Genomic DNA, 20,050 nt, shown 5'->3' on the forward strand with positions numbered 1-20,050 from the left:
CTTACCTAATAATTTAACTATTCTACTTCAGTCCAAAACCAATAACCTTGATCAAGTAAACCAACCATTAAAGTAACAAAGTATTCATTTGTGCTCCATGGCGCTAATTCACTTGGTGTAATCACTACCTGATTACATAACAGTTTAATTATCGGCGCTATTTCACTGTTAAAATGGATTTGCTCACCATTAAGATAAAAAATCCCTTCATCCACAGTATCTTCAAAGTATAAAGCACGTAACCCGCCTAAGCGTTTAATGGCATGCAATGAAAGTAATTCGCTAACTTCATCACTTTCAAAAGGTTCATCACTTGGCATTAAATCTAGTTCATGTTTAGCATTGGTTAAAAAATTACCCGCAAAGTTTTTGAATAATTTATCGTCATCAAGTAAATTTTGTAATTGTTGTTTAATACTAGCGTAATCACTATTAGTGATTTCCCCGCTGTTATTAACTGCTTGACGATTAGGATCTTCTAATAATTGACCACCTAATTCATTATCAATCAAATGATCAGCAAAACCACTTAACAAACTAATAGCAGAATTAGCACGGAAACCTATTGAGAAACTCATTGAAGGCTCTAAAGAAATACCTTCGTGTGGGAAGCCTGGTGGAATATATAAAATATCGCCAGCTTCTAATTCAACATCGATAATCGCGTCAAACGGCTCTACATGTAATAACGCTTCATGGGCAATAACTTCAGTATGTCGACCATTTCCCCCTACTCTCCAATGGCGCTTACCTGATCCTTGACAAATAAAAGTATCGTAGTTATCTACATGAGGACCAACACTTCCACCTTCAGTAGCAAAGCTTGCCATTAAATCATCTAAGCGCCAATGAGGTAAAAACCTAAAAGGCTCTATTAATTCCGCAGCTTCTTCAGAAAAGTTATCAAGGGCTTGAATAACCAAAGACCAATCACGTTCCCCTAAATGTTCATAACTTTCAAACGGGCCAAACTCAGCTTGCCATTCACCATTTTTTTTAGAAATCAAACGAGATTGCACTGCTTCTTCCATTGCAATGCCTGCAAATTCATCTGCAGCAATAGGGTCAACAAAATCTTTAAAGCCTTGGCGAATCACCACTGGTTTTTTCTGCCAGTAAGTCGTTAAAAATTCATTTTTGCTCATTTGGTTTAAATCTAAGTTATACATAATGCTCTCTAAGGTGTTTAAGTGCCGGTTTGTACTATTGGCTTATTCTTTATTGCTGAGATTATACGGGTAAGTGCGTCTAGTTTGAATGTTATTGGGTATAAAGTTTTTCTATTTTACAAAATTAACGTTTAATCTTGTCGATAAACTAATACAGAAATATATTGGTTACTCTTCAGCCAAAATAGTGAGTAAAAAGAAAAACAATACATTCGCTAACCTTATATTAAATTTGTTATTTTGGGGCACCACTGCATCATAAACTAACAAAACAAAATATATACAAATAAAACATAAAGACAACCACTTGATATTATTAACTTTATTAAATGGCACGAATACTGCTTCATCTTCCAAAATATACGTTATTTGTTAATTTAATTTGAATAAATTGAAAAAAAACACTTTATCATTATCTAAAAATAATCATGTAAAAGAACAAACTGCAAAGTTGAAAGTACTACTTGCAGAAAACAACCATGCAAAAGCGAAAGCCTTAATGAATGTGCTCACGAATACTGAGTATGACATCTACCATATCGCCAATTCAGGTGTTCCTTTACTAAAGGATGTTGAGCAACTAAATCCTGATGTCATCATTATAGATATAGAATCCCCTGATCGGGATATGCTTGAAAACCTGAATAAAATATCTCAATTCGCCCCTAAACCTATCGTTGTTTTTTCTGAACAAGAAAACGATAGCACAACAATTAGTCAAATAGTTAAATCAGGTGTCAGTGCTTATGTAGTGGGCGATATTGGCCAGGACAGAGTGAAGTCTATTATTGATGTCGCAATTGCTAGGTTTGGTCTTTTTCAAGGAATGAAACAAGAGCTTGCTGATACTAAACAAAAATTATCAAGTCAAAAGAATATCGATAAAGCTAAGCGCTGGCTAATGGAAACAAAACAGCTTTCTGAAAGCGACGCCTATAATTTCATCCGAAAAATCGCGATGGATAACAGCCAGAAAATGGACGATGTTGCCAAAAACATTCTATCTGTTGCAAGTATATTTTAGAGAAAAGTCATGTTTAAAATTGAAAAGAAAAATATTAGCTTGGGATTTATGCCTTTAACAGATAGCGCCCCTGTCGTCATTGCTTATGAAATGGGCATATTTAAAAAATGGGGATTAAATGTAACCTTAACCAAGCAAAATTCCTGGGCAACCTTAAGAGATAAACTACATTTAGGTGTAATTGATGCTGCGCAGATGTTGGCACCAATGCCCATTGCAAGTAATTTAGGTTTGTATGGTCAAGAGTCTCAAGTTATCTCTCCATTGATCTTAAGCCGCAATGGCAACGGTATCACCATATCAACAGCCTTATATCAAAAATTATTGTCATATCAAAATAACACTGAAATTAGCATGCCCTTTTCAGCAAGTATTTTTAGCCCGGAGATAGAGGAGCGTAAAAAAGAAGGAGAAAAACTCACCTTTGCTGTCGTATTTCCTTATAGCTGTCATTACTATGAACTTATTGAATGGTTAAAAGAAAGTAATATTTCGTTGTCAGACATTAACTTGTTATTTGTGCCGCCTTCGGGAATGGTACCGTCAATGCAATCAGGCGATCTTGATGGTTTTTGTGTTGGTGGTCCTTGGAATGCTAAAGCTGTCCGTGAAGGCGTTGGGGTAACCGGTGTGACGTCATCAGACTTATTGCAAGACTCTCCAGAAAAAGTACTCGGGGTAATGTCAGACTGGCAAAATAAACATCCTCAAACAACCTTGGCCTTAGTGGCTGCTTTATATGAGGCCTGTCAATGGCTTGAAGATGTCCCAAATCGTTTTGAAGCAGCAAGGTTACTCAGCCGAGCCCGTTACCTAGACACTAATATTGATGTGATAGCGCCTTCATTACTCGGTAGTTGTTTAACCTTTAATGATACAACACCAAGGAAAGTTCCAAGCTATAACCAATTTTCTACATTAGACGATCCAGAGTTTAACAAACCCGCCCAAAGCTGTGGTGAAACAATTGCTACTCTAATGCAAGAATGCGGACATATAAGCACTAAACAACGGTCTGAACTGAACATTGCCACTATCTATAGAGAAGATATATACCTGGCGGCTCTTGGCACTATAAATAAAAGTTAACTTCACATAATGACTGAGATTTTGTTATTACTTTCACTTATCAGCGAGAGAACACGGCTTAACGTTAACATTAATTAATATATATTATTAAACGCACCAAATTAAGGCGAGACTTTCCCAACATTGGATCAATTAAACATTTTTAACATAACAAAAAAAGCGTTAAAAACAATAAACCACTGATTTAATTGTAAAAAATTATAATGGCATTAAATATGCTTTATTACCGTTAATGTTATGTTTTCAAATTAATACAATCAACAGCGGTTGTATTAATATAAAAGTGAAAACCTACTAAAATTTATTCCGTTAAAACTAATCGCACTGCAACGACGTAGTCATTATTAGTTTGGCATTGTAGCCCACAGCACTTGGATTATATCCAAAGTGCTGTGGGCTTTTTTATTTGGAGAAAAGTATGTTGAAAATACGTTTAAAAAAGAAATGTAAGAAGTTATACCATGCTGCCATTGCCAGTATATGTATATCAGGTGCCTTGGTAACCTCTACTTTACAAGCCACTGAGTTAGGTTATCCAGAAAAAGAAGAATTAAAATTCGGTTTTATTAAGTTAACTGATATGGCTCCTATCGCTATTGCTTATGAAAAAGGTTTTTTCGAAGATGAAGGTTTATACGTCACGATTGAATCTCAAGCAAACTGGAAGGTTTTACTTGATGGCGTAATAGATGGTCGATTAGATGGCGCACATATGCTTGCTGGTCAGCCAATAGCTGCCACAATAGGCTATGGTACTAAAGCCGACATCATTACGCCTTTTTCAATGGATTTAAATGGCAATGCCATTACTGTTTCTAACGAAGTTTGGAAACAAATGAAGGTAAATATTCCTAAACAAGCTGATGGACGCCCTGTTCACCCAATTAAAGCAGACGCACTTAAGCCTGTAGTAAACAAATTCCTTAATGAAGGTAAGCCTTTTAAAATGGGAATGGTGTTTCCTGTTTCTACACATAACTATGAATTACGTTACTGGTTAGCTGCCGGTGGTATTCATCCAGGATTCTATGCACCTCATAAAGGTGATACATCAGGCCAGATTGACGCACAAGCCTTGCTATCAGTAACGCCTCCTCCACAAATGCCTTCTACCTTAGAAGCTGGCACTATTCATGGATATTGTGTAGGTGAACCTTGGAATCAACAAGCGGTATTCAAAGGTATTGGTGTACCCGTTGTTACTGATTATGAAATTTGGAAAAACAACCCTGAAAAAGTATTCGGTATTACCAAAGATTTCGCTGAAAAATACCCAAACACCACCATTCGCTTAACCAGAGCACTTATTCGCGCTGCAAAATGGTTAGACGATAATAATAATGCTAACCGTCCTGAAGCCGTTAAAATTTTATCTCAATCCAACTATGTGGGTGCTGATTATAAAGTTATCGCAAATAGTATGACCGGAACCTTTGAGTATGAAAAAGGAGACGTACGTTCATTACCTGATTTCAACGTATTCTTCCGTTACAACGCAACCTACCCTTACTACTCAGATGCAATTTGGTACTTAACACAAATGCGCCGCTGGGGACAAATTAGCGATGACAAACCAGATAGTTGGTACAAAGATATTGCCGCAAAAGTTTATCGTCCTGATATTTATATGGCTGCCGCGCAATCTTTGATTGATGAAAAAATAATGTCAAAGAGCGACTTCTCAGACTTAGTAGACGAAGACGGCTTCCGTGCTCCTCAAAAACACTTTATTGACAATATTGTATATGACGGCAAAACACCAAACGCTTACATCAATAAATTCAATATTGGTTTAAAAGACGGTGACAAACTTTAGTCCTTTATCAAACTTCAATGAGTATTAATGCGCTGTAGCTAGCGCATTAAGGAGAGAAAATGACTGCCTTAATAAATAAACAAAAGATAGGTATCGCACCTATAAATAGGAACAAAACGATCATGCCATTTTTGTTAAAACAAGCACAAACCTTTATTTTACCTATGGCCGGTATCTGCTGTTTCCTACTGCTATGGTCGTTAACCGCCAGTAATATCGAAACTTCACTAGGAAAATTCCCTGGTCCAAGTGCTGTTGCAACTCAAATGGTTAACTTAGTTAATGAACACAATGCAGAGCGCAAGAAAGAAGACGCATTTTATATTCGCCAAGATGAGCGAAATAAAGCTCGAATGATAAAAGATCCTACGTATCAACCTAAAGTACGTATGTACACAGGTAAAGAGACATTCCTAGATCAAATAATTACGAGTTTAATTACCGTATTAAGTGGTTTTTTAGTGGCTGCGATTATTGCGATTCCTTTAGGTATTGCTATCGGATTAAGTAAAAACTTGAATCGAGCGATTAATCCGATAATACAAATTTTTAAGCCGGTATCTCCTTTGGCTTGGTTACCCTTAGTTACCATGGTAGTAAGTGCTGTGTACGTATCTCCGGATCCAATGTTTGCAAAATCATTTGTTAACTCATTAATCACAGTAACCCTATGTAGCCTTTGGCCTATGGTAATTAACACTTCGTTTGGTGTGGTATCAATGAATCAAGACTGGGTTAATGTCAGTAAAGTATTAAGCCTACCAAAACTCGTACATATTCAAAAAATAGTTTTACCTGCCTCTGTTCCTGCCATTTTCACCGGTATGAGAATGTCATTAGGTATTGCTTGGATGGTACTTATTGCTGCAGAAATGTTGGCACAAAATCCAGGGTTAGGAAAATTCGTTTGGGATGAATTCCAAAACGGTAGTTCACAATCATTAAGCCGAATCATGACAGCAGTTATCGTTATTGGTCTTATCGGTTACATGCTTGACCGTACCATGCTGCAATTACAAAGAATGTTGTCTTGGGATAAATCAAGCGCGCAACTGTAGTCAATAACACAGAGGAAATCACATGAGTATTATTTTAGACATCAGCAAAGTAGATATGGTATTTCCAACCCCTAAAGGTGATTTCACCGCATTAAAGGGAGTTGATTTACAAATCAAAAAAGGGGAATTCATTTCACTTATTGGCCATTCAGGTTGTGGTAAATCAACCGTGTTGAATATTGTTGCCTGCATACACAAAGCAACTATTGGCGGTGTTTTACTTAACAATAAAGAAGTAACTGAACCAGGTCCTGAACGTGCAGTAGTTTTTCAAAATCATTCATTATTACCTTGGTTGACGGCTTATCAAAATATTGAATTAGCAGTAAAACGCGTATTCAAAAATAAAATGTCAAAGGCAGAAATGAAAGAATGGATTGAGCATAATTTACGTTTAGTTCATATGGATCATGCAAAAGATAAACGCCCTGATGAAATTTCTGGTGGTATGAAACAACGTATTGGTATTGCCAGAGCTCTTTCAATGAAACCAGAAGTTTTATTAATGGATGAGCCATTTGGTGCCCTTGATGCTCTAACACGTGCACACATGCAAGACTCTTTGATGGAAATTCAACAAAAGCTTAATAATACCGTAATTATGATCACCCATGACGTAGATGAAGCAGTTTTATTGTCTGATCGTATTGTCATGATGACCAATGGTCCAGCAGCAACAATAGGTGAAATATTAGATGTTAATTTACCTCATCCACGAAACCGCTTAGCCCTCGCAGAAGATCCTGAATATAACCGACTTCGCTCAGCTGTCTTAACTTTTTTATATGAAAAACAAAGAAAGGTAGAGCCAATATCAGCACCTGATACAGGCAAAGTAAAACAGAAATCATCGAGTGTAGCTTAATTAATTGAGCAAAATAAAAAATATAAAAATAAGAATATAAAATAAAAAACATCAAAAAATTTAAGGGATAACCATGCAAACAGAATATAAATTACACACACTTGCTGCCTTGACTTTATTAGCCACGGTAACTGTTTCAGCTAACGCAAATGCAGAAAATCAAGCTAAAACAACTATCGATTTGAACTTACGTTACGAAGCAGTAGACCAAGAAAACACGTTAAAAGATGCATCAGCATTAACATTAAGAACGCGATTGAATCACACAACTGCTAGCTACAATGGCTTCTCAGGTGTCCTTGAGTTTGAAGACTCACGTCAGATAGCAGGGGTTGACGACTATAACGATACCGTCGGTAATAACGCGGAGTATTCCGTAATCGCCGATCCTGAATCAACCGAACTTGATCAAGCTTTCGTGCAATACAAACAAGAAAAATTTACCGCCAAAGTTGGCCGCCAAGTAATCACGTTAGATAATCACCGTTATGTTGGTCATGTTGGATGGCGTCAAGATAGACAAACTTTCGATGCAGCAACATTCAGCTACAACGCCTTAGATAATCTTAATATCAGCTACAGCTTTCTTAATAAACGTAATCGTATTTTTGCACAAGCTAAAGATCTTCACTCAAAAGATCATTTAATTAATCTTGCATACAAAACCAAATACGGACAACTAACCACTTATGGCTACCTATTAGAGATTGATGAAGGCACAGCCAATAGTTTAGATACTTTTGGCCTGAGTTTTAAAGGACAAAAAGATAACTTTTCATATTTTGCTGAATTTTCTACTCAAAACTCTGAAAGTGGCACAACTGACTATTCTGCAACGTATATGGCACTTGAAGGTGGCTATAGCTTTGATGCCGTAAACTTAAAACTAGGCGCTGAAGTGCTAGGTAGCGATGAAGGAATGTATGGTTTTTCAACACCACTAGCGACACTTCATAAATTTAATGGTTGGTCAGATCAGTTTTTAACAACACCTAAAGAAGGCTTAGTCGATCTATATGCCTCACTTTCAGGTAAAGCATTCGGCGGTGGCTGGACAGTAGCCTTACATGATTTTTCTGCAGATGAATCAACTGAATCGGTTGACGATTTAGGTAACGAGATCAATGCCATTTATGCGAAAAAATTTGCGAAAAATTATACCGCAGGCATAAAGTATTCAGCTTATTCAGCAGGTGATGCCGCCTCAGGTAAAGTTGATACCGACAAGGTTTGGGTCTGGGTTAACGCTAAGTTTTAATATCAAGAAAACAACAGATTTTCTTGATATTAACAGTGACCCACTTGAACGAATAACACCATACAAGGTTAACTCATTGTTATTTATATGAGAGTTAACAAAATTTATAAAACCAATATCAATATTGAAGCAGGTATCAAAATGAGCTCAAATAATCAACAATCAATAAAAAAACAAAAAGTGGTCGTTGTCGGTAACGGCATGGTAGGTCATCATTTTGTTGAGCAATTAGCTCAATTGAGAACAGCTAACCAAGCAATAGAGATAACCGTTTTATCAGCCGAATCTCGACTAGCTTATGATCGTGTACACCTTTCAGAATACTTTAGCGGTAAAACTGCTGCAGATTTAGCGATGACTGACGAGAAAACATACCAAGATTGGGATGTAAATTTTCAAACTAATGCAAAAGTCGTTGATATTGATCGTACCAATAAAAATGTTGTAACAGAAAGTGGTCAAATAATCGATTATGACAAACTTATCTTAGCGACAGGCTCTTATCCATTTGTTCCACCTATTCCAGGAAAAGATCGCGACCATTGTTTAGTGTATCGAACTATCGATGATCTTGATGAAATTCAAGCCAGTGCTAATGTCAGTAAAGTGGGGGTTGTTATCGGTGGTGGTTTACTTGGTCTTGAAGCGGCAAATGCCCTAACCCACCTAGGTTTAAAAACACATGTTGTTGAGTTTGCGCCACAATTAATGGGCGTTCAAATTGATGCTGGTGGTGGTCGATTATTAAAAGAAAAAATTGAAGCATTAGGCGTAAAAGTTCATACCTCAAAGGCAACAAATGTTATCGAAGATGGCGATAAGTGTCGTTATAAGCTTTGTTTTAGCGATGATACTACCTTAGAAACTGACCTTATTTTATTCTCAGCAGGCATTCGTCCTTACGATAACCTTGCGCGAACTTTCGATTTAGAATTAGGTGAACGTGGCGGTATTGTTATTAATAACCAATGCCAAACGTCTGATAAAGATATATACGCTATTGGTGAGTGTGCACTTTGGAACAACTTTATCTTCGGATTAGTTGCCCCAGGTTACAGCATGGCCAAAGTGGCCGCAAAACATGTTATTGGTGAAAAAGAATCGTTTACTGGTGCTGATATGAGTACCAAATTAAAACTAATGGGCGTTGAAGTAGGCTCAATAGGTGATGCACATGCAAAAACATCAGGCGCATTAACTTATACTTATGAGAATCAGCCTGAAGGTGTTTACAAAAAAATAGTTGTTTCAAGTGATAAAAGTAAAATGCTTGGTGCCGTATTAATTGGTGATACTAGTGAATATGACTCGTTACTACAATACATGCTTAACGGTATTGATTTACCTGAATCACCAGAAGCATTAATACTCCCTTCTTCAGGTGAAAAACCAACATTGGGTGCAGATGCATTACCTGATACCGCGATGATTTGTTCATGCCATAACGTCACTAAAGGCGATATTATTGCCTCAATAGACCAAGGTGCATGTACTGTTGGTGATGTAAAAACCTGTACTAAAGCCAGTACTGGTTGTGGTGGTTGTGCTGTTTTATTAAAAAATGTTGCTGACGCAGAATTTGAAAATCGTGGTGTTGAAGTTAAAAAGGATATTTGTGAGCATTTTGCTTATTCACGTCGTGAAATTTTTGACATTATTACCGTCGAAGAAATAAAAACATTTGATGAACTTCTATCCTCGCATGGTAAAGGACATGGCTGCGAGGTTTGTAAACCTCTTACTGGCTCTATATTAGCCTCAGTATGGAATGACTATATTCTTAAAAAGCCACACTTATCACTACAAGACACTAACGATACTTACCTTGGTAACATGCAAAAAGATGGGACTTATTCCGTTGTACCACGAGTAGCTGGTGGTGAAATCACTCCAGATAAATTAATAGTTTTAGGCCAAGTAGCGAAGAAATATAACCTGTATACCAAAATAACCGGTGGCCAACGTGTTGATCTATTTGGCGCACGTGTTGAAGAGCTACCGCCTATTTGGCAAGAGCTTATCGACGCCGGTTTTGAAACAGGTCACGCCTACGGTAAGTCACTTCGAACTGTTAAATCTTGCGTTGGCTCTACCTGGTGTCGATTCGGTGTGCAAGATTCAACCGCAATGGCAATATATTTAGAGAATCGCTACAAAGGGTTACGAGCGCCACATAAAATAAAATTTGGTGTATCTGGTTGTACTCGCGAATGTGCAGAAGCACAAAGTAAAGATATAGGCATTATAGCGACAGACAAAGGATGGAACTTATACGTTTGTGGCAATGGTGGCATGAAACCTCGACATGGTGATCTCTTTGCTATCGACCTAGATGATGAAACCTTAGTTAAATACATAGACTGTATTTTGATGTTTTATGTTCGTACAGGAGATCGTTTACAAAGAACCTCTGTCTGGATGGACAATATGGAAGGCGGTTTAGATTATTTAAAACAAGTCATTATAGAAGATAGCCTTGAATTATCTGAAAGCTTAGAACAACAAATGGCATTAATTGTTGATACCTACCAATGTGAATGGAAAACAACGTTAGAAGACCCTGAAGCATTAAAACGTTTTAAACCTTTTGTTAATTCATCTAAACCCGATAGCAATATCATTTTTGTGCAAGAGCGCGACCAAATACGCCCAGCCACTAAAGATGAAAAAGCAACAAAAGTGTTAATTGAAGAGAAAATCAAGAAAATAGCTGAAGAAGCCTAAGGAATTAATCATGTCAGATCAAAACATATTAGTAAAAAATAAAGACTGGTTAACAGTGTGTAGAACAAGTGATTTAATTAAAGATTCTGGTGTTTGTGCTTTAGTAGAGCAAGGTTTAGAACAGAAGCAAATCGCTATTTTTCATTTACCAAATACAGATAAAAAAGTATACGCCGTAGATAATTATGACCCTATTGGCGACGCTAATGTGCTGTATAGAGGCATTGTTGGCAGTGTAGGTGACGATATTGTCGTCTCCTCCCCTTTGTATAAGCAGCACTATTGTTTAACCACAGGAAAATGTTTACAAGAAGATATAAGTATTGATGTATTTCCTGTAAGAATAATTGAAGACCAAGTACAGCTTTTTGTCTAGTGATACTAGCTAACTATTAAATACACGTAAACCAACTCAGTACACACGTTATAAATCTGGTGGTACTGAGCATTACTCTCTGTTGTTGAAAAGGTAAATTTTATGAGTTGTTCTCAATCATCACATATTGTTCAATCGACTTGTGCTTACTGTGGTGTGGGTTGCGGTATTGATATTACGGTTGAAAATAATGAGGCTAATGCTCTCGTTGGTACACTAGAGCATCCAGCTAACTTTGGTAAACTGTGTGTTAAAGGAACCAATTTATTAAAAACGACTGACTTAACTAATCGCTTACTTGAGCCACAAATAAATAACCAAACGGTTAATTGGTCCATAGCAACAAAGCATGTAGCCGATAAATTTTCACAAATTATCAAAGAGCATGGCCCTGACTCAGTTGCTTTTTATGTTTCAGGACAAATTCTGACTGAAGATTATTACCTCGCGAATAAGTTAATGAAAGGCTATATAGGCTCAGCCAACATTGATACTAATTCACGCCTTTGTATGTCGTCGGCGGTTGCCGCTTATAAACGCAGTTTTGGCGAAGATGTAGTACCTTGTAGTTATGATGATTTAGACACGACTGAACTTTTATTAATCACAGGTTCCAATGCTGCTTGGACACATCCAGTTTTATTTCAACGTATTGAAAGAGCTAAAAAACGTAACCCCAAAATGAAAGTTGTTGTTATTGACCCGCGTAAAACAGCGACTTGTCAAATAGCTGATTATTTTTTACCGATAAAACCCGGCAGTGATGCGGCATTTTTCAATGGTTTACTTAATTATTTAGCCCTCAATGAAGGACTCGATAACGATTATATCCATAATAATACTCAGGGTTTCGACGCAGCATTAGTAGAAGCAAGTTACTGGTCAATAGAGAAAGTCGCAACTTATTGCGATATTGATCAACAAGATGTTGAAAGTGTGTACCAACTATTTTTAACGACTGAAAAAGCAATTACCTTTTACTCAATGGGCATAAATCAATCAAGCTCAGGTGTTGATAAATGTCATAGTATTATAAATTGCCACTTAGCTACTGGTAAAATAGCTAAAGACGGCTGTGGGCCGTTTTCAATAACGGGGCAACCTAATGCCATGGGCGGCAGAGAAGTTGGCGGTCTATCTAATCAATTAGCGTCACATATGGACATCGAAAACCCCAAACATCGTTCTACGGTTCAGCGTTTTTGGCAGTCACCTACTATGGCAGATAAGGCAGGTTATAAAGCCGTTGAATTATTTGATGCCATCGATGAAGGTAAAATAAAAGCTGTCTGGATTATGGCGACGAATCCTTTAGTGAGCTTGCCCGATCGTAAAAAAATAACCCGAGCATTAACTAAATGTGAATTTGTTGTCGTTTCTGACTGTGTTGAAAACAATGATACTTTAGACTTTGCTGATGTGAAATTACCTGCAACACCGTGGTTAGAAAAAAATGGTACTGTCACCAACTCAGAACGTCGTATTTCACGTCAAACTAATGCGATAGCTCCTAATGGACAAGCAAAACACGACTGGGAAATTATTGCAGACGTAGCCACGGCAATGGGATACATAGGCTTTAAATACTCACATGTAAGTGAAGTTTTTCGAGAGTTTTCTCAGTTATCTGGTTTCGAAAATAATGGTGAGCGGATATTTGATATTTCTGCGTTTTCGACCATTACAACAGCACAGTATAATCGTTTAAAGCCAGTGCAATGGCCGGTTAATGATACTTACCCTGAAGGTAAAAAACGTGTTTTTGAAGATGGTAAGTTTTCTACGCCGTCTGGCAAAGCAGTATTTTTTCCTATTAAGCCTCAAGCACCAACACAGAAAAAATCGGCTAAATATCCTTTTAGATTAAATAGCGGACGCTTAAGAGATCAGTGGCATACTATGTCGCGTACAGGTAAGGCTGCACAACTTACCGCCCACACAGACAAATGTTACCTTTACATTAATCCAGAGGATGCCGCACAGTTGCACATAGTTGATGATGAAATAGTTAATGTTTTATCAAATACTGGCCAAGCGACTGTTCATGTGAAATTAGATAAAAATCAACGAAGCAAAGAATGCTTCATGCCTATTCATTGGAATGAACAGTTTGCTTCTAGCGCGAACGTCAGTAATTTATATGCAAGTATCGCCGACCCTATTTCTGGTCAACCTGAAAGTAAACATGGGGCAATTGCCTTAAGCAAAACATCCTTTAAGCAGTTTGGTCAACTACATATTAATGAAGATTTTATTGTTCAAACACAAGTAAATAACGAGTTTTGGACTAAAGCACGAACGAGTTATGGCATGAGCTTTGAATTTGCCAATACGCACGTGGAAACAGATATGTTAAATTGGTGTCAAACCACTAGTTGCATCTCAGGTGAATGGATGCAATTCACAACAGAAAACACCCATTATGTCATTTGTTTACAAGCAGGAAAGTTAGTCTTTTTATGTTACTGTGCAGCAACAACCCCAACAATAGAAAGCGCATGGCTTGAGCATGCTTTTAGTCAAAACAATCTGCCTGAAACCGATATACAATCATTATTGTCTGGTACATCAAATGAGAGCTTTGCTAAAGGTAGACAAATCTGTAGTTGTTTTAATATTGGAGAAAAAGAAGTTATTAACGCAATAAAATCGGGGTGTAATTCAATTAGCCAGTTAGGCGATACGTTAAAGTGCGGTACTAACTGTGGCTCTTGTAAGTCGGAATTAGGTGTATTACTTAGTGAACATAAGGAAAATAAAGAAGAAATAATGTTAACCATGCTTTAATCAGGTTTCAATCACGCGCCATATAACTAATTGTTTTTAAAAACAATATGTCAACATGGGGTTAAAGCTGGTTAGATATATTACTTCTATTATGGTTACTACTACGATTCACTCTTAATTTAACTGGCTACTCAGTGGCTTCTAACGGGCTAGTCGAATCATCTAAACTAATTCGGCGCGCTTCACTTTCCAGCAAAACAGGAATATCTTGTTCAATGACATAAGCTAATTTATCAAATTTACAAATAAGCTCTTGCTGCTCTTTATTATAATCAAGCTTACCTTTACACACAGGGCACGCTAATATTTCCATTAACTTTACATCAAAAGCCATAATTTCACTCTCTTCATTGGTTTTATCTTTAAGTAGAATCAGTTCACTTCTACCTTGGTAATTAAATTGACTAATTAGTTACTAGCTAAGTTTATAACTAAACTAATAATTAGCTTAATAGTTTAACTCGTCACTATTGTCACTTTACTTAAATAAACTTTATACTTTAAAGCTATTTATAGATTGAATTAATACGTCTTTATCTTGCTCTGAAAATTGGGCACTAACAGGTAAATACCACCAGTTCTTTTGCGCGAAGCCTCGACATTTTACCGCATCTTTCTCTGTCATTAATAGCGGTAAATCTGCTTTAAATTCAACAAAGTCATTAACAGTGAAGTTTTTATGGTCAATAAAGCCTTGTTGTGTTGCTAAATCAAAGCCTAGTGTTTGTAACGTATCAAAAAAACGTTGCGGCTCGCCAATACCGGCAATAGCGTTAACGATTTGCCATTGTTGAATAAAATCCGGTAACAACATTTTTTCACCCGTTGTTACTTGGATTAATTCACAGCCTGCTAACGTCATGAATAAAGGCTTACTCACTAGCTGTTTGGTATGGTCTGAGTTGTTACCATTATAAATAATCAAGTCAGCTTCTTTTAAACGCCAAGTCCCTTCTCGTAAAGGACCTGCCGGCAACAGTAAGCCATTACCAAAAAGTCGTTTGGCATCAATAATCACCAACTCTAAATCACGTTGTAATCGATAATGCTGTAAACCATCATCACTAATAACAATATTACATCCATGCTCAATTAACTTTTCTGCATTAGCAACGCGATCAGCGCCTATCACGACCGGAATGTTACAACGTTGATAAATTAAAAGCGGCTCGTCACCTGCTTGATAGCTAGTACTCTTTTCATCCAATAAATAAGGATAAATATCAGCCTGACTGCCATAACCACGAGAGATAACCCCTGGCTTTAATCCTAATGTTTTGGCGAGTTCAACTAAGTGTATAACTACAGGAGTTTTACCATTACCGCCAACACTAATATTACCAACAACAATAACAGGCGCTGCAACTTTATACGATTTTAATAAGCCCAAACGAAAAGCGAGCCTTCTTACTAAGCTTATTAAATAAAACAATCCGGTTATCGGCAATAATAGCGGTACAAGCCAATATTTTGCCTGGTGATTTTTAAACCAAACCTTTTCAATTAATCGCACACTAACTCCATCTTTTGCATTGAGTGCTGGTGTCAAAAAATAATACCATCATGTTACGATTCAAATTGAAAACGATGCAATTGTGCGTACGCACCGTCTTTATCAAGTAAGGTTTGATGATTACCTTGCTCAACTATTTTTCCTTGCTCCATCACAATAATTTTATCCGCATTCTCAATGGTAGATAATCGATGAGCAATAACAATAGACGTTCTATTTTTTTGTAGTGTTTGTAAAGCATCCTGAATATGACGTTCAGATTCAGTATCTAAAGCGCTAGTTGCTTCATCTAAAATTAAAAATGGTGCATCACATAATAAAGCGCGCGCAATAGCCACACGTTGTCTTTGACCTCCTGATAACAAAGCACCATTCTCACCAATATTCGTTTCTAACCCCCGATCCATCTTCTCGGCAAATTCCATCACGTGAGCACTTTTAGCTGCAGCAATAATCTCATCCATGCTCGCATCTGGTTTCCCATAGGCAATATTGTTAGCTAAGCTGTCATTAAATAACACAACATCTTGTGAAACATAGGCAAATTGTTGTCGTAAATCGTTTAGATAATATTCTTCAATATTAATGCCATCGATGAGTATTTCACCTTCGCTAGCATCATAAAAACGCAATAACAGCGCACTGGCTGTTGATTTGCCACTGCCTGAACGACCGACTAAAGCGAGAGTTTCACCTGTATTTAGTTCAAAAGAGACATTTTCAAGCGCCCACTTAGTATTAGTTAACCCATTTTTATCAAAATTATAAGCAAAGTTAACCGCCTTAAAAGCGATATTACCCTGTGCTTTAACGAGGTGTTTGTCGCCGGTGTCCTTTTCTTTTTCTTGATCTAAGACAGAGAAAATACTCACGCAGGCGGCCATGCCTCGTTGAAATTCACTATTCACATTGGTTAGCATTTTTAATGGTCTTAACAACATAACCATGTAAGTAATAATACTGACAAAGCTACCAGCCGAAATACTATCGCGTAAAGTTTCAGAGTTAACAGCATAAAAAACAAAAGCTAAAGCAAATGACGCTATAATTTGAATAATCGGCACACTGGCTGATTTTGCAGCGACAAGCTTCATTCGCTGATATCTATTTTGATTATTTATTTGCTGAAAACGGCCAAATTCTTTTGCTTGGCCGCCAAAGGTTAATACAACCTTATGGCCATTAAAAGTTTGCTCTGCCGCCGTAGTAACTTCTCCCATCGCACCTTGGATATTTTTACTTATTTTACGAAAACGTTTTGAAACTACATTAACAATAATAGTAATAATTGGCGTGATCAGTATAAAAATAGCAGAAAGTTGCCAGCTGATATAAAACATTAATCCCAACAAACCCAAAACAAAGGCGCTTTGCTGCACGATAACTAAAATAGATTTACTCACTGAATTTAAAACTTGTTCGGTGTCATAAGTTAATTTAGAAATTAGCCCACCGGTTGACTCTTTATCATGAAAAGCCACAGGCATTCCCATAATATGTTCAAATAAATTTTGCTTTAAATCGGTAACCACATTGTTTCCCACCCAAGCTAAACAGTAGTTAGCAATAAAATGGAAAATACCACGGAAAACAAAGGCGGCCACTACAAACACAGGCGCCCATTTCATAAAGTTAGGATTACTTCCTACAAGCCCCTCATCAATTAACGCTTGTAACTTTGATAGAAAGTAAACATCAATAGCTGCGTAACCTAACATACCTATAATAGATACAATAAAACCAAGTTTATAAGGTTTAGCATAACCAAAAAGACGCTTGAAGTTTTGCCCTGTAGTGGCGTTTGTTGAATTTTCCATGGGAGAAGTTATTTCACTGCATCTGAAGGATATTATAATGAGCTGATTTTAACGCAGTTTAAGTAAACAACCAACTAATCAAAGCGAATTTGCAAACCAAAACGGCCATAAATCCTCATGATAAGTATATTGAGTAATACCTTTTTCAGATAAATCTAAAACTATTTGGCCTGAAGTAGCACTATTGAGCATTGTAATATTGTTTAACTGATAACGTTTTACAACCTCAGCAACAGGCATACGCCAACGATTTAAATACCCAGCACTCACAATGGCAAGCTGAGGACTAACATGAGTAATAAAAGCGTCACTTGATGAGGTTTTAGAGCCATGATGGGGTACAACGAGCACATCAACTTGTAATTGTGGATACTGATTAATGAGCGTACGCTCAACTTTTTTAGATATGTCGCCTGTTAATAAAACTTTATTATTTTCATCTGAAATAAGTACTACACAGGAATCATCGTTGTTCTCTCCAACAAGTGTCTCTGGCCATAAAAATTCAAACGTTATAGTTTGCCAATTAAATGAATTACCTTGCAAACAACGACCCGTAACTTTCTGGCTATTACTTTCTTGATCAAGATTATAAATGAGTTCTTTAATTTCAATTGACTGCTGCAAAGTTGCTAGTCCGCCAGCATGATCATTATCGCTGTGACTGATAATTACTTTATCTAACCGGGATATCCCTGCATATTGCAGATACGGTAAAACAACCGCATCAACCATATTAAAACCGCTTTTATATGCTGCACCTGTATCATATAAAATAGCATTATTATCACGTTTCACTAATATTGATAAACCCTGCCCTACATCAAAAACAATTACCTGCCAATCGGTAAGGTTTTCGTTCGATTTTCCAACCATTTTTAATACAAGTAATAACAAGGTAGAGCAAATAAAAGTGACACTAATAATTTTATAATTAACATTTACTTTTGCTTGAAAAAATATGAAAAACACACTTAATACCCCCAGCAAAACGGTCAACTGAACTTGGAAACTTGACAGCGTTATTATCGCCCATGGGATGTTTGCTAAATAACTCAAATAATGCCAAAGAAGTTCGATTGATTCTACACATAGCGCTATAACAACCTGGGATAATGTTGAGGATATAGGCATTAAAAGCACTGATAATAAGCACAAAGGAATAACGATAAAACTCATCCACGGTACTGCAATAATATTCGCAAATAAGGCAACAAGTGATATTTGTTGAAAGAATATGGCACTAATAGGCAATAGCATTAACGTAAGACTTAACTGAATAACAACCAGTCCTTTGATAAATATCCATAATTTACTCCCTGATGAAAGCGAACTTTTAAACCGCCATAAAGTCATAAAAATAATAATAACGGCATAAACTGATAACCAAAAGCTTGCGGTAAATAAACTAAACGGTGTCGTTAACGTTATAATAAACAAAGTAAATAATAACCAACGTTTAATTGAAACTTTTATACCTAAGAAGCGTGTGCACCAATACAGACTTAACATGACTAACGCACGGACTGTCGGTAATGAAAAGCCAGCTAAATAACCATAACTGAGTGCTGCCATCATGCTTAAACCAATGGCAAAATAACGACTATTAACTGTCTGAATCTTGTGACTATTCGCAAAAAAACTCAATGGTATATTTTGCATTACAAACATAAATAAGAAGAATGTTCCCGTTGCAACTAAACCAATATGTAAGCCTGAAATGGCAATAAGGTGACCTGTACCTGTAGCTTGTAGAACCTGCCACAGCGTTTGACTTAACTCGGTACGCGAGCCAAAACCTAACGCTAATAATAAAGAAGATAAATCGTGTTTTGGCAGTAATTGTTGATAATGACTAAAATTTTGTTGTCGTAGAGTAGCTTCATCTATAAGTAGCTTGTTGTTTTCATCATTCACAACATAACCTGTCGCGCTTATTTTTTTACTATTAAGCCATGTTTGATAACTAAAACTTCCTAAATTGGCTAATCCATGAGCAGGCTTAAATTTCACCTTTAAGCTAACTACTTGCCCTTGTTGCAAGGATAGCGTTGCATTACTCCAACTTAATCGTAGTATTAATGCTTTCGTCAATTGGTTATTATTGATGTGAGTTACATTAATATTGAAACGTAAGCGATTTTCAGACAACGACTTGTTACTTAATGGATCAGACAATTCCATTAAAGGTGAATGTAAAGTTAGGATTTCGCCTTGTATCCACTGTGTTTTACTTGATAAATCTAAAACGTCTAGGTTATTTTCTTGCCATAATTGTTGAAAATTAACAGCATTAAATAACATCCAGCTTGCACCAAAGAGTAAACCAGAGCTTAATCGCAAGGGCTTAAATGACCGATTAATACGCGAAGGGTAATAAAAAAATAAAATAGATGTAAATATAAGTGAAAATAGCACAAAAATATCTGGCACTATTGGTGAGAATAATGAGAATATAGCACCCAGAAAAAAACACGCTAGCCACCAGTCCATAGTGAATAAAATACTTCCTGTATCAATTGCTGTGTAATCAATGTATTAACGAATAATCGAC

General features: G+C 36.7%; 14 protein-coding genes. 9 read left to right on the forward strand and 5 right to left on the reverse strand.

Annotated elements, in window-relative coordinates:
* Positions 1-17: 17 nt before the first annotated feature.
* Positions 18-1,169, reverse strand: a complete 1,152-nt coding sequence (locus GQS55_RS13325; protein ID WP_159820982.1) for a ribosomal protein uL16 3-hydroxylase — start codon at positions 1,167-1,169, stop codon at positions 18-20.
* A 391-nt stretch (positions 1,170-1,560) separates the two neighbouring features.
* Here GQS55_RS13325 and GQS55_RS13330 point away from each other — a divergent pair, with 391 nt between their 5' ends.
* The 9 genes from GQS55_RS13330 to GQS55_RS13370 all read left to right on the forward strand — a co-directional run bounded on the left by GQS55_RS13330 (position 1,561) and on the right by GQS55_RS13370 (position 14,166).
* Positions 1,561-2,193 (forward strand): ANTAR domain-containing response regulator, encoded by a 633-nt coding sequence (locus GQS55_RS13330; protein WP_236559641.1) that lies wholly within the window; start codon positions 1,561-1,563, stop codon positions 2,191-2,193.
* Between the two features lie 9 nt (positions 2,194-2,202).
* Positions 2,203-3,282: a CmpA/NrtA family ABC transporter substrate-binding protein gene (locus tag GQS55_RS13335; RefSeq protein ID WP_159820984.1), complete on the forward strand. Its 1,080-nt coding sequence runs from the start codon at positions 2,203-2,205 to the stop codon at positions 3,280-3,282.
* Between the two features lie 418 nt (positions 3,283-3,700).
* Entirely contained in the window at positions 3,701-5,098 is a 1,398-nt protein-coding gene (locus GQS55_RS13340) for a CmpA/NrtA family ABC transporter substrate-binding protein (RefSeq protein WP_159820985.1), read from the forward strand.
* A 122-nt stretch (positions 5,099-5,220) separates the two neighbouring features.
* The gene (locus GQS55_RS13345; protein ID WP_236559858.1) at positions 5,221-6,156 is read left to right on the forward strand and encodes an ABC transporter permease; all 936 of its coding nucleotides are present in this window, start codon (positions 5,221-5,223) and stop codon (positions 6,154-6,156) included.
* A gap of 22 nt (positions 6,157-6,178) precedes the next feature.
* Positions 6,179-7,021, forward strand: coding sequence for an ABC transporter ATP-binding protein (locus tag GQS55_RS13350; RefSeq protein ID WP_159820987.1), 843 nt, complete (start codon positions 6,179-6,181; stop codon positions 7,019-7,021).
* A gap of 73 nt (positions 7,022-7,094) precedes the next feature.
* Positions 7,095-8,279, forward strand: coding sequence for an alginate export family protein (locus GQS55_RS13355; protein ID WP_159820988.1), 1,185 nt, complete (start codon positions 7,095-7,097; stop codon positions 8,277-8,279).
* Positions 8,280-8,420: 141 nt separating this feature from the next.
* Positions 8,421-11,003: a nitrite reductase large subunit NirB gene (nirB, locus tag GQS55_RS13360; RefSeq protein ID WP_159820989.1), complete on the forward strand. Its 2,583-nt coding sequence runs from the start codon at positions 8,421-8,423 to the stop codon at positions 11,001-11,003.
* A gap of 10 nt (positions 11,004-11,013) precedes the next feature.
* Positions 11,014-11,379: a nitrite reductase small subunit NirD gene (gene nirD, locus GQS55_RS13365; protein WP_159820990.1), complete on the forward strand. Its 366-nt coding sequence runs from the start codon at positions 11,014-11,016 to the stop codon at positions 11,377-11,379.
* Between the two features lie 102 nt (positions 11,380-11,481).
* A complete protein-coding gene (locus GQS55_RS13370) occupies positions 11,482-14,166 on the forward strand; it encodes a nitrate reductase (RefSeq protein WP_159820991.1) in 2,685 nt (894 codons plus the stop codon).
* A 127-nt stretch (positions 14,167-14,293) separates the two neighbouring features.
* Here the strand turns inward: GQS55_RS13370 and GQS55_RS13375 are convergent, their stop codons facing one another.
* The 4 genes from GQS55_RS13375 to GQS55_RS13390 all read right to left on the reverse strand — a co-directional run bounded on the left by GQS55_RS13375 (position 14,294) and on the right by GQS55_RS13390 (position 19,989).
* The gene (locus tag GQS55_RS13375; protein ID WP_159820992.1) at positions 14,294-14,500 is read right to left on the reverse strand and encodes a Trm112 family protein; all 207 of its coding nucleotides are present in this window, start codon (positions 14,498-14,500) and stop codon (positions 14,294-14,296) included.
* 159 nt (positions 14,501-14,659) lie between these two features.
* Complete coding sequence (gene lpxK / locus GQS55_RS13380; RefSeq protein ID WP_236559642.1) at positions 14,660-15,715, reverse strand: tetraacyldisaccharide 4'-kinase; 1,056 nt, start codon at positions 15,713-15,715, stop codon at positions 14,660-14,662.
* 17 nt (positions 15,716-15,732) lie between these two features.
* A complete protein-coding gene (gene msbA, locus GQS55_RS13385; RefSeq protein ID WP_159820993.1) occupies positions 15,733-17,496 on the reverse strand; it encodes a lipid A export permease/ATP-binding protein MsbA in 1,764 nt (587 codons plus the stop codon).
* Positions 17,497-17,574: 78 nt separating this feature from the next.
* Entirely contained in the window at positions 17,575-19,989 is a 2,415-nt protein-coding gene (locus GQS55_RS13390) for a DNA internalization-related competence protein ComEC/Rec2 (protein ID WP_159820994.1), read from the reverse strand.
* Positions 19,990-20,050: the final 61 nt, after the last annotated feature.

It is taken from the genome of Colwellia sp. 20A7, from assembly GCF_009832865.1.
In the GTDB taxonomy this organism is placed as follows: Bacteria; Pseudomonadota; Gammaproteobacteria; order Enterobacterales; family Alteromonadaceae; genus Colwellia.

Excerpts from the sequence above, each read along its gene's own strand:
- GQS55_RS13325 (WP_159820982.1), bottom strand. The coding sequence starts at position 1,169 with ATGTATAACTTAGATTTAAACCAAATGAGCAAAAATGAATTTTTAACG.
- GQS55_RS13335 (WP_159820984.1), top strand. The coding sequence starts at position 2,203 with ATGTTTAAAATTGAAAAGAAAAATATTAGCTTGGGATTTATGCCTTTA.
- GQS55_RS13340 (WP_159820985.1), top strand. The coding sequence starts at position 3,701 with ATGTTGAAAATACGTTTAAAAAAGAAATGTAAGAAGTTATACCATGCT.
- GQS55_RS13345 (WP_236559858.1), top strand. The coding sequence starts at position 5,221 with ATGCCATTTTTGTTAAAACAAGCACAAACCTTTATTTTACCTATGGCC.
- GQS55_RS13350 (WP_159820987.1), top strand. The coding sequence starts at position 6,179 with ATGAGTATTATTTTAGACATCAGCAAAGTAGATATGGTATTTCCAACC.
- GQS55_RS13355 (WP_159820988.1), top strand. The coding sequence starts at position 7,095 with ATGCAAACAGAATATAAATTACACACACTTGCTGCCTTGACTTTATTA.
- nirB (WP_159820989.1), top strand. The coding sequence starts at position 8,421 with ATGAGCTCAAATAATCAACAATCAATAAAAAAACAAAAAGTGGTCGTT.
- nirD (WP_159820990.1), top strand. The coding sequence starts at position 11,014 with ATGTCAGATCAAAACATATTAGTAAAAAATAAAGACTGGTTAACAGTG.
- GQS55_RS13370 (WP_159820991.1), top strand. The coding sequence starts at position 11,482 with ATGAGTTGTTCTCAATCATCACATATTGTTCAATCGACTTGTGCTTAC.
- GQS55_RS13375 (WP_159820992.1), bottom strand. The coding sequence starts at position 14,500 with ATGGCTTTTGATGTAAAGTTAATGGAAATATTAGCGTGCCCTGTGTGT.
- msbA (WP_159820993.1), bottom strand. The coding sequence starts at position 17,496 with ATGGAAAATTCAACAAACGCCACTACAGGGCAAAACTTCAAGCGTCTT.
- GQS55_RS13390 (WP_159820994.1), bottom strand. The coding sequence starts at position 19,989 with ATGGACTGGTGGCTAGCGTGTTTTTTTCTGGGTGCTATATTCTCATTA.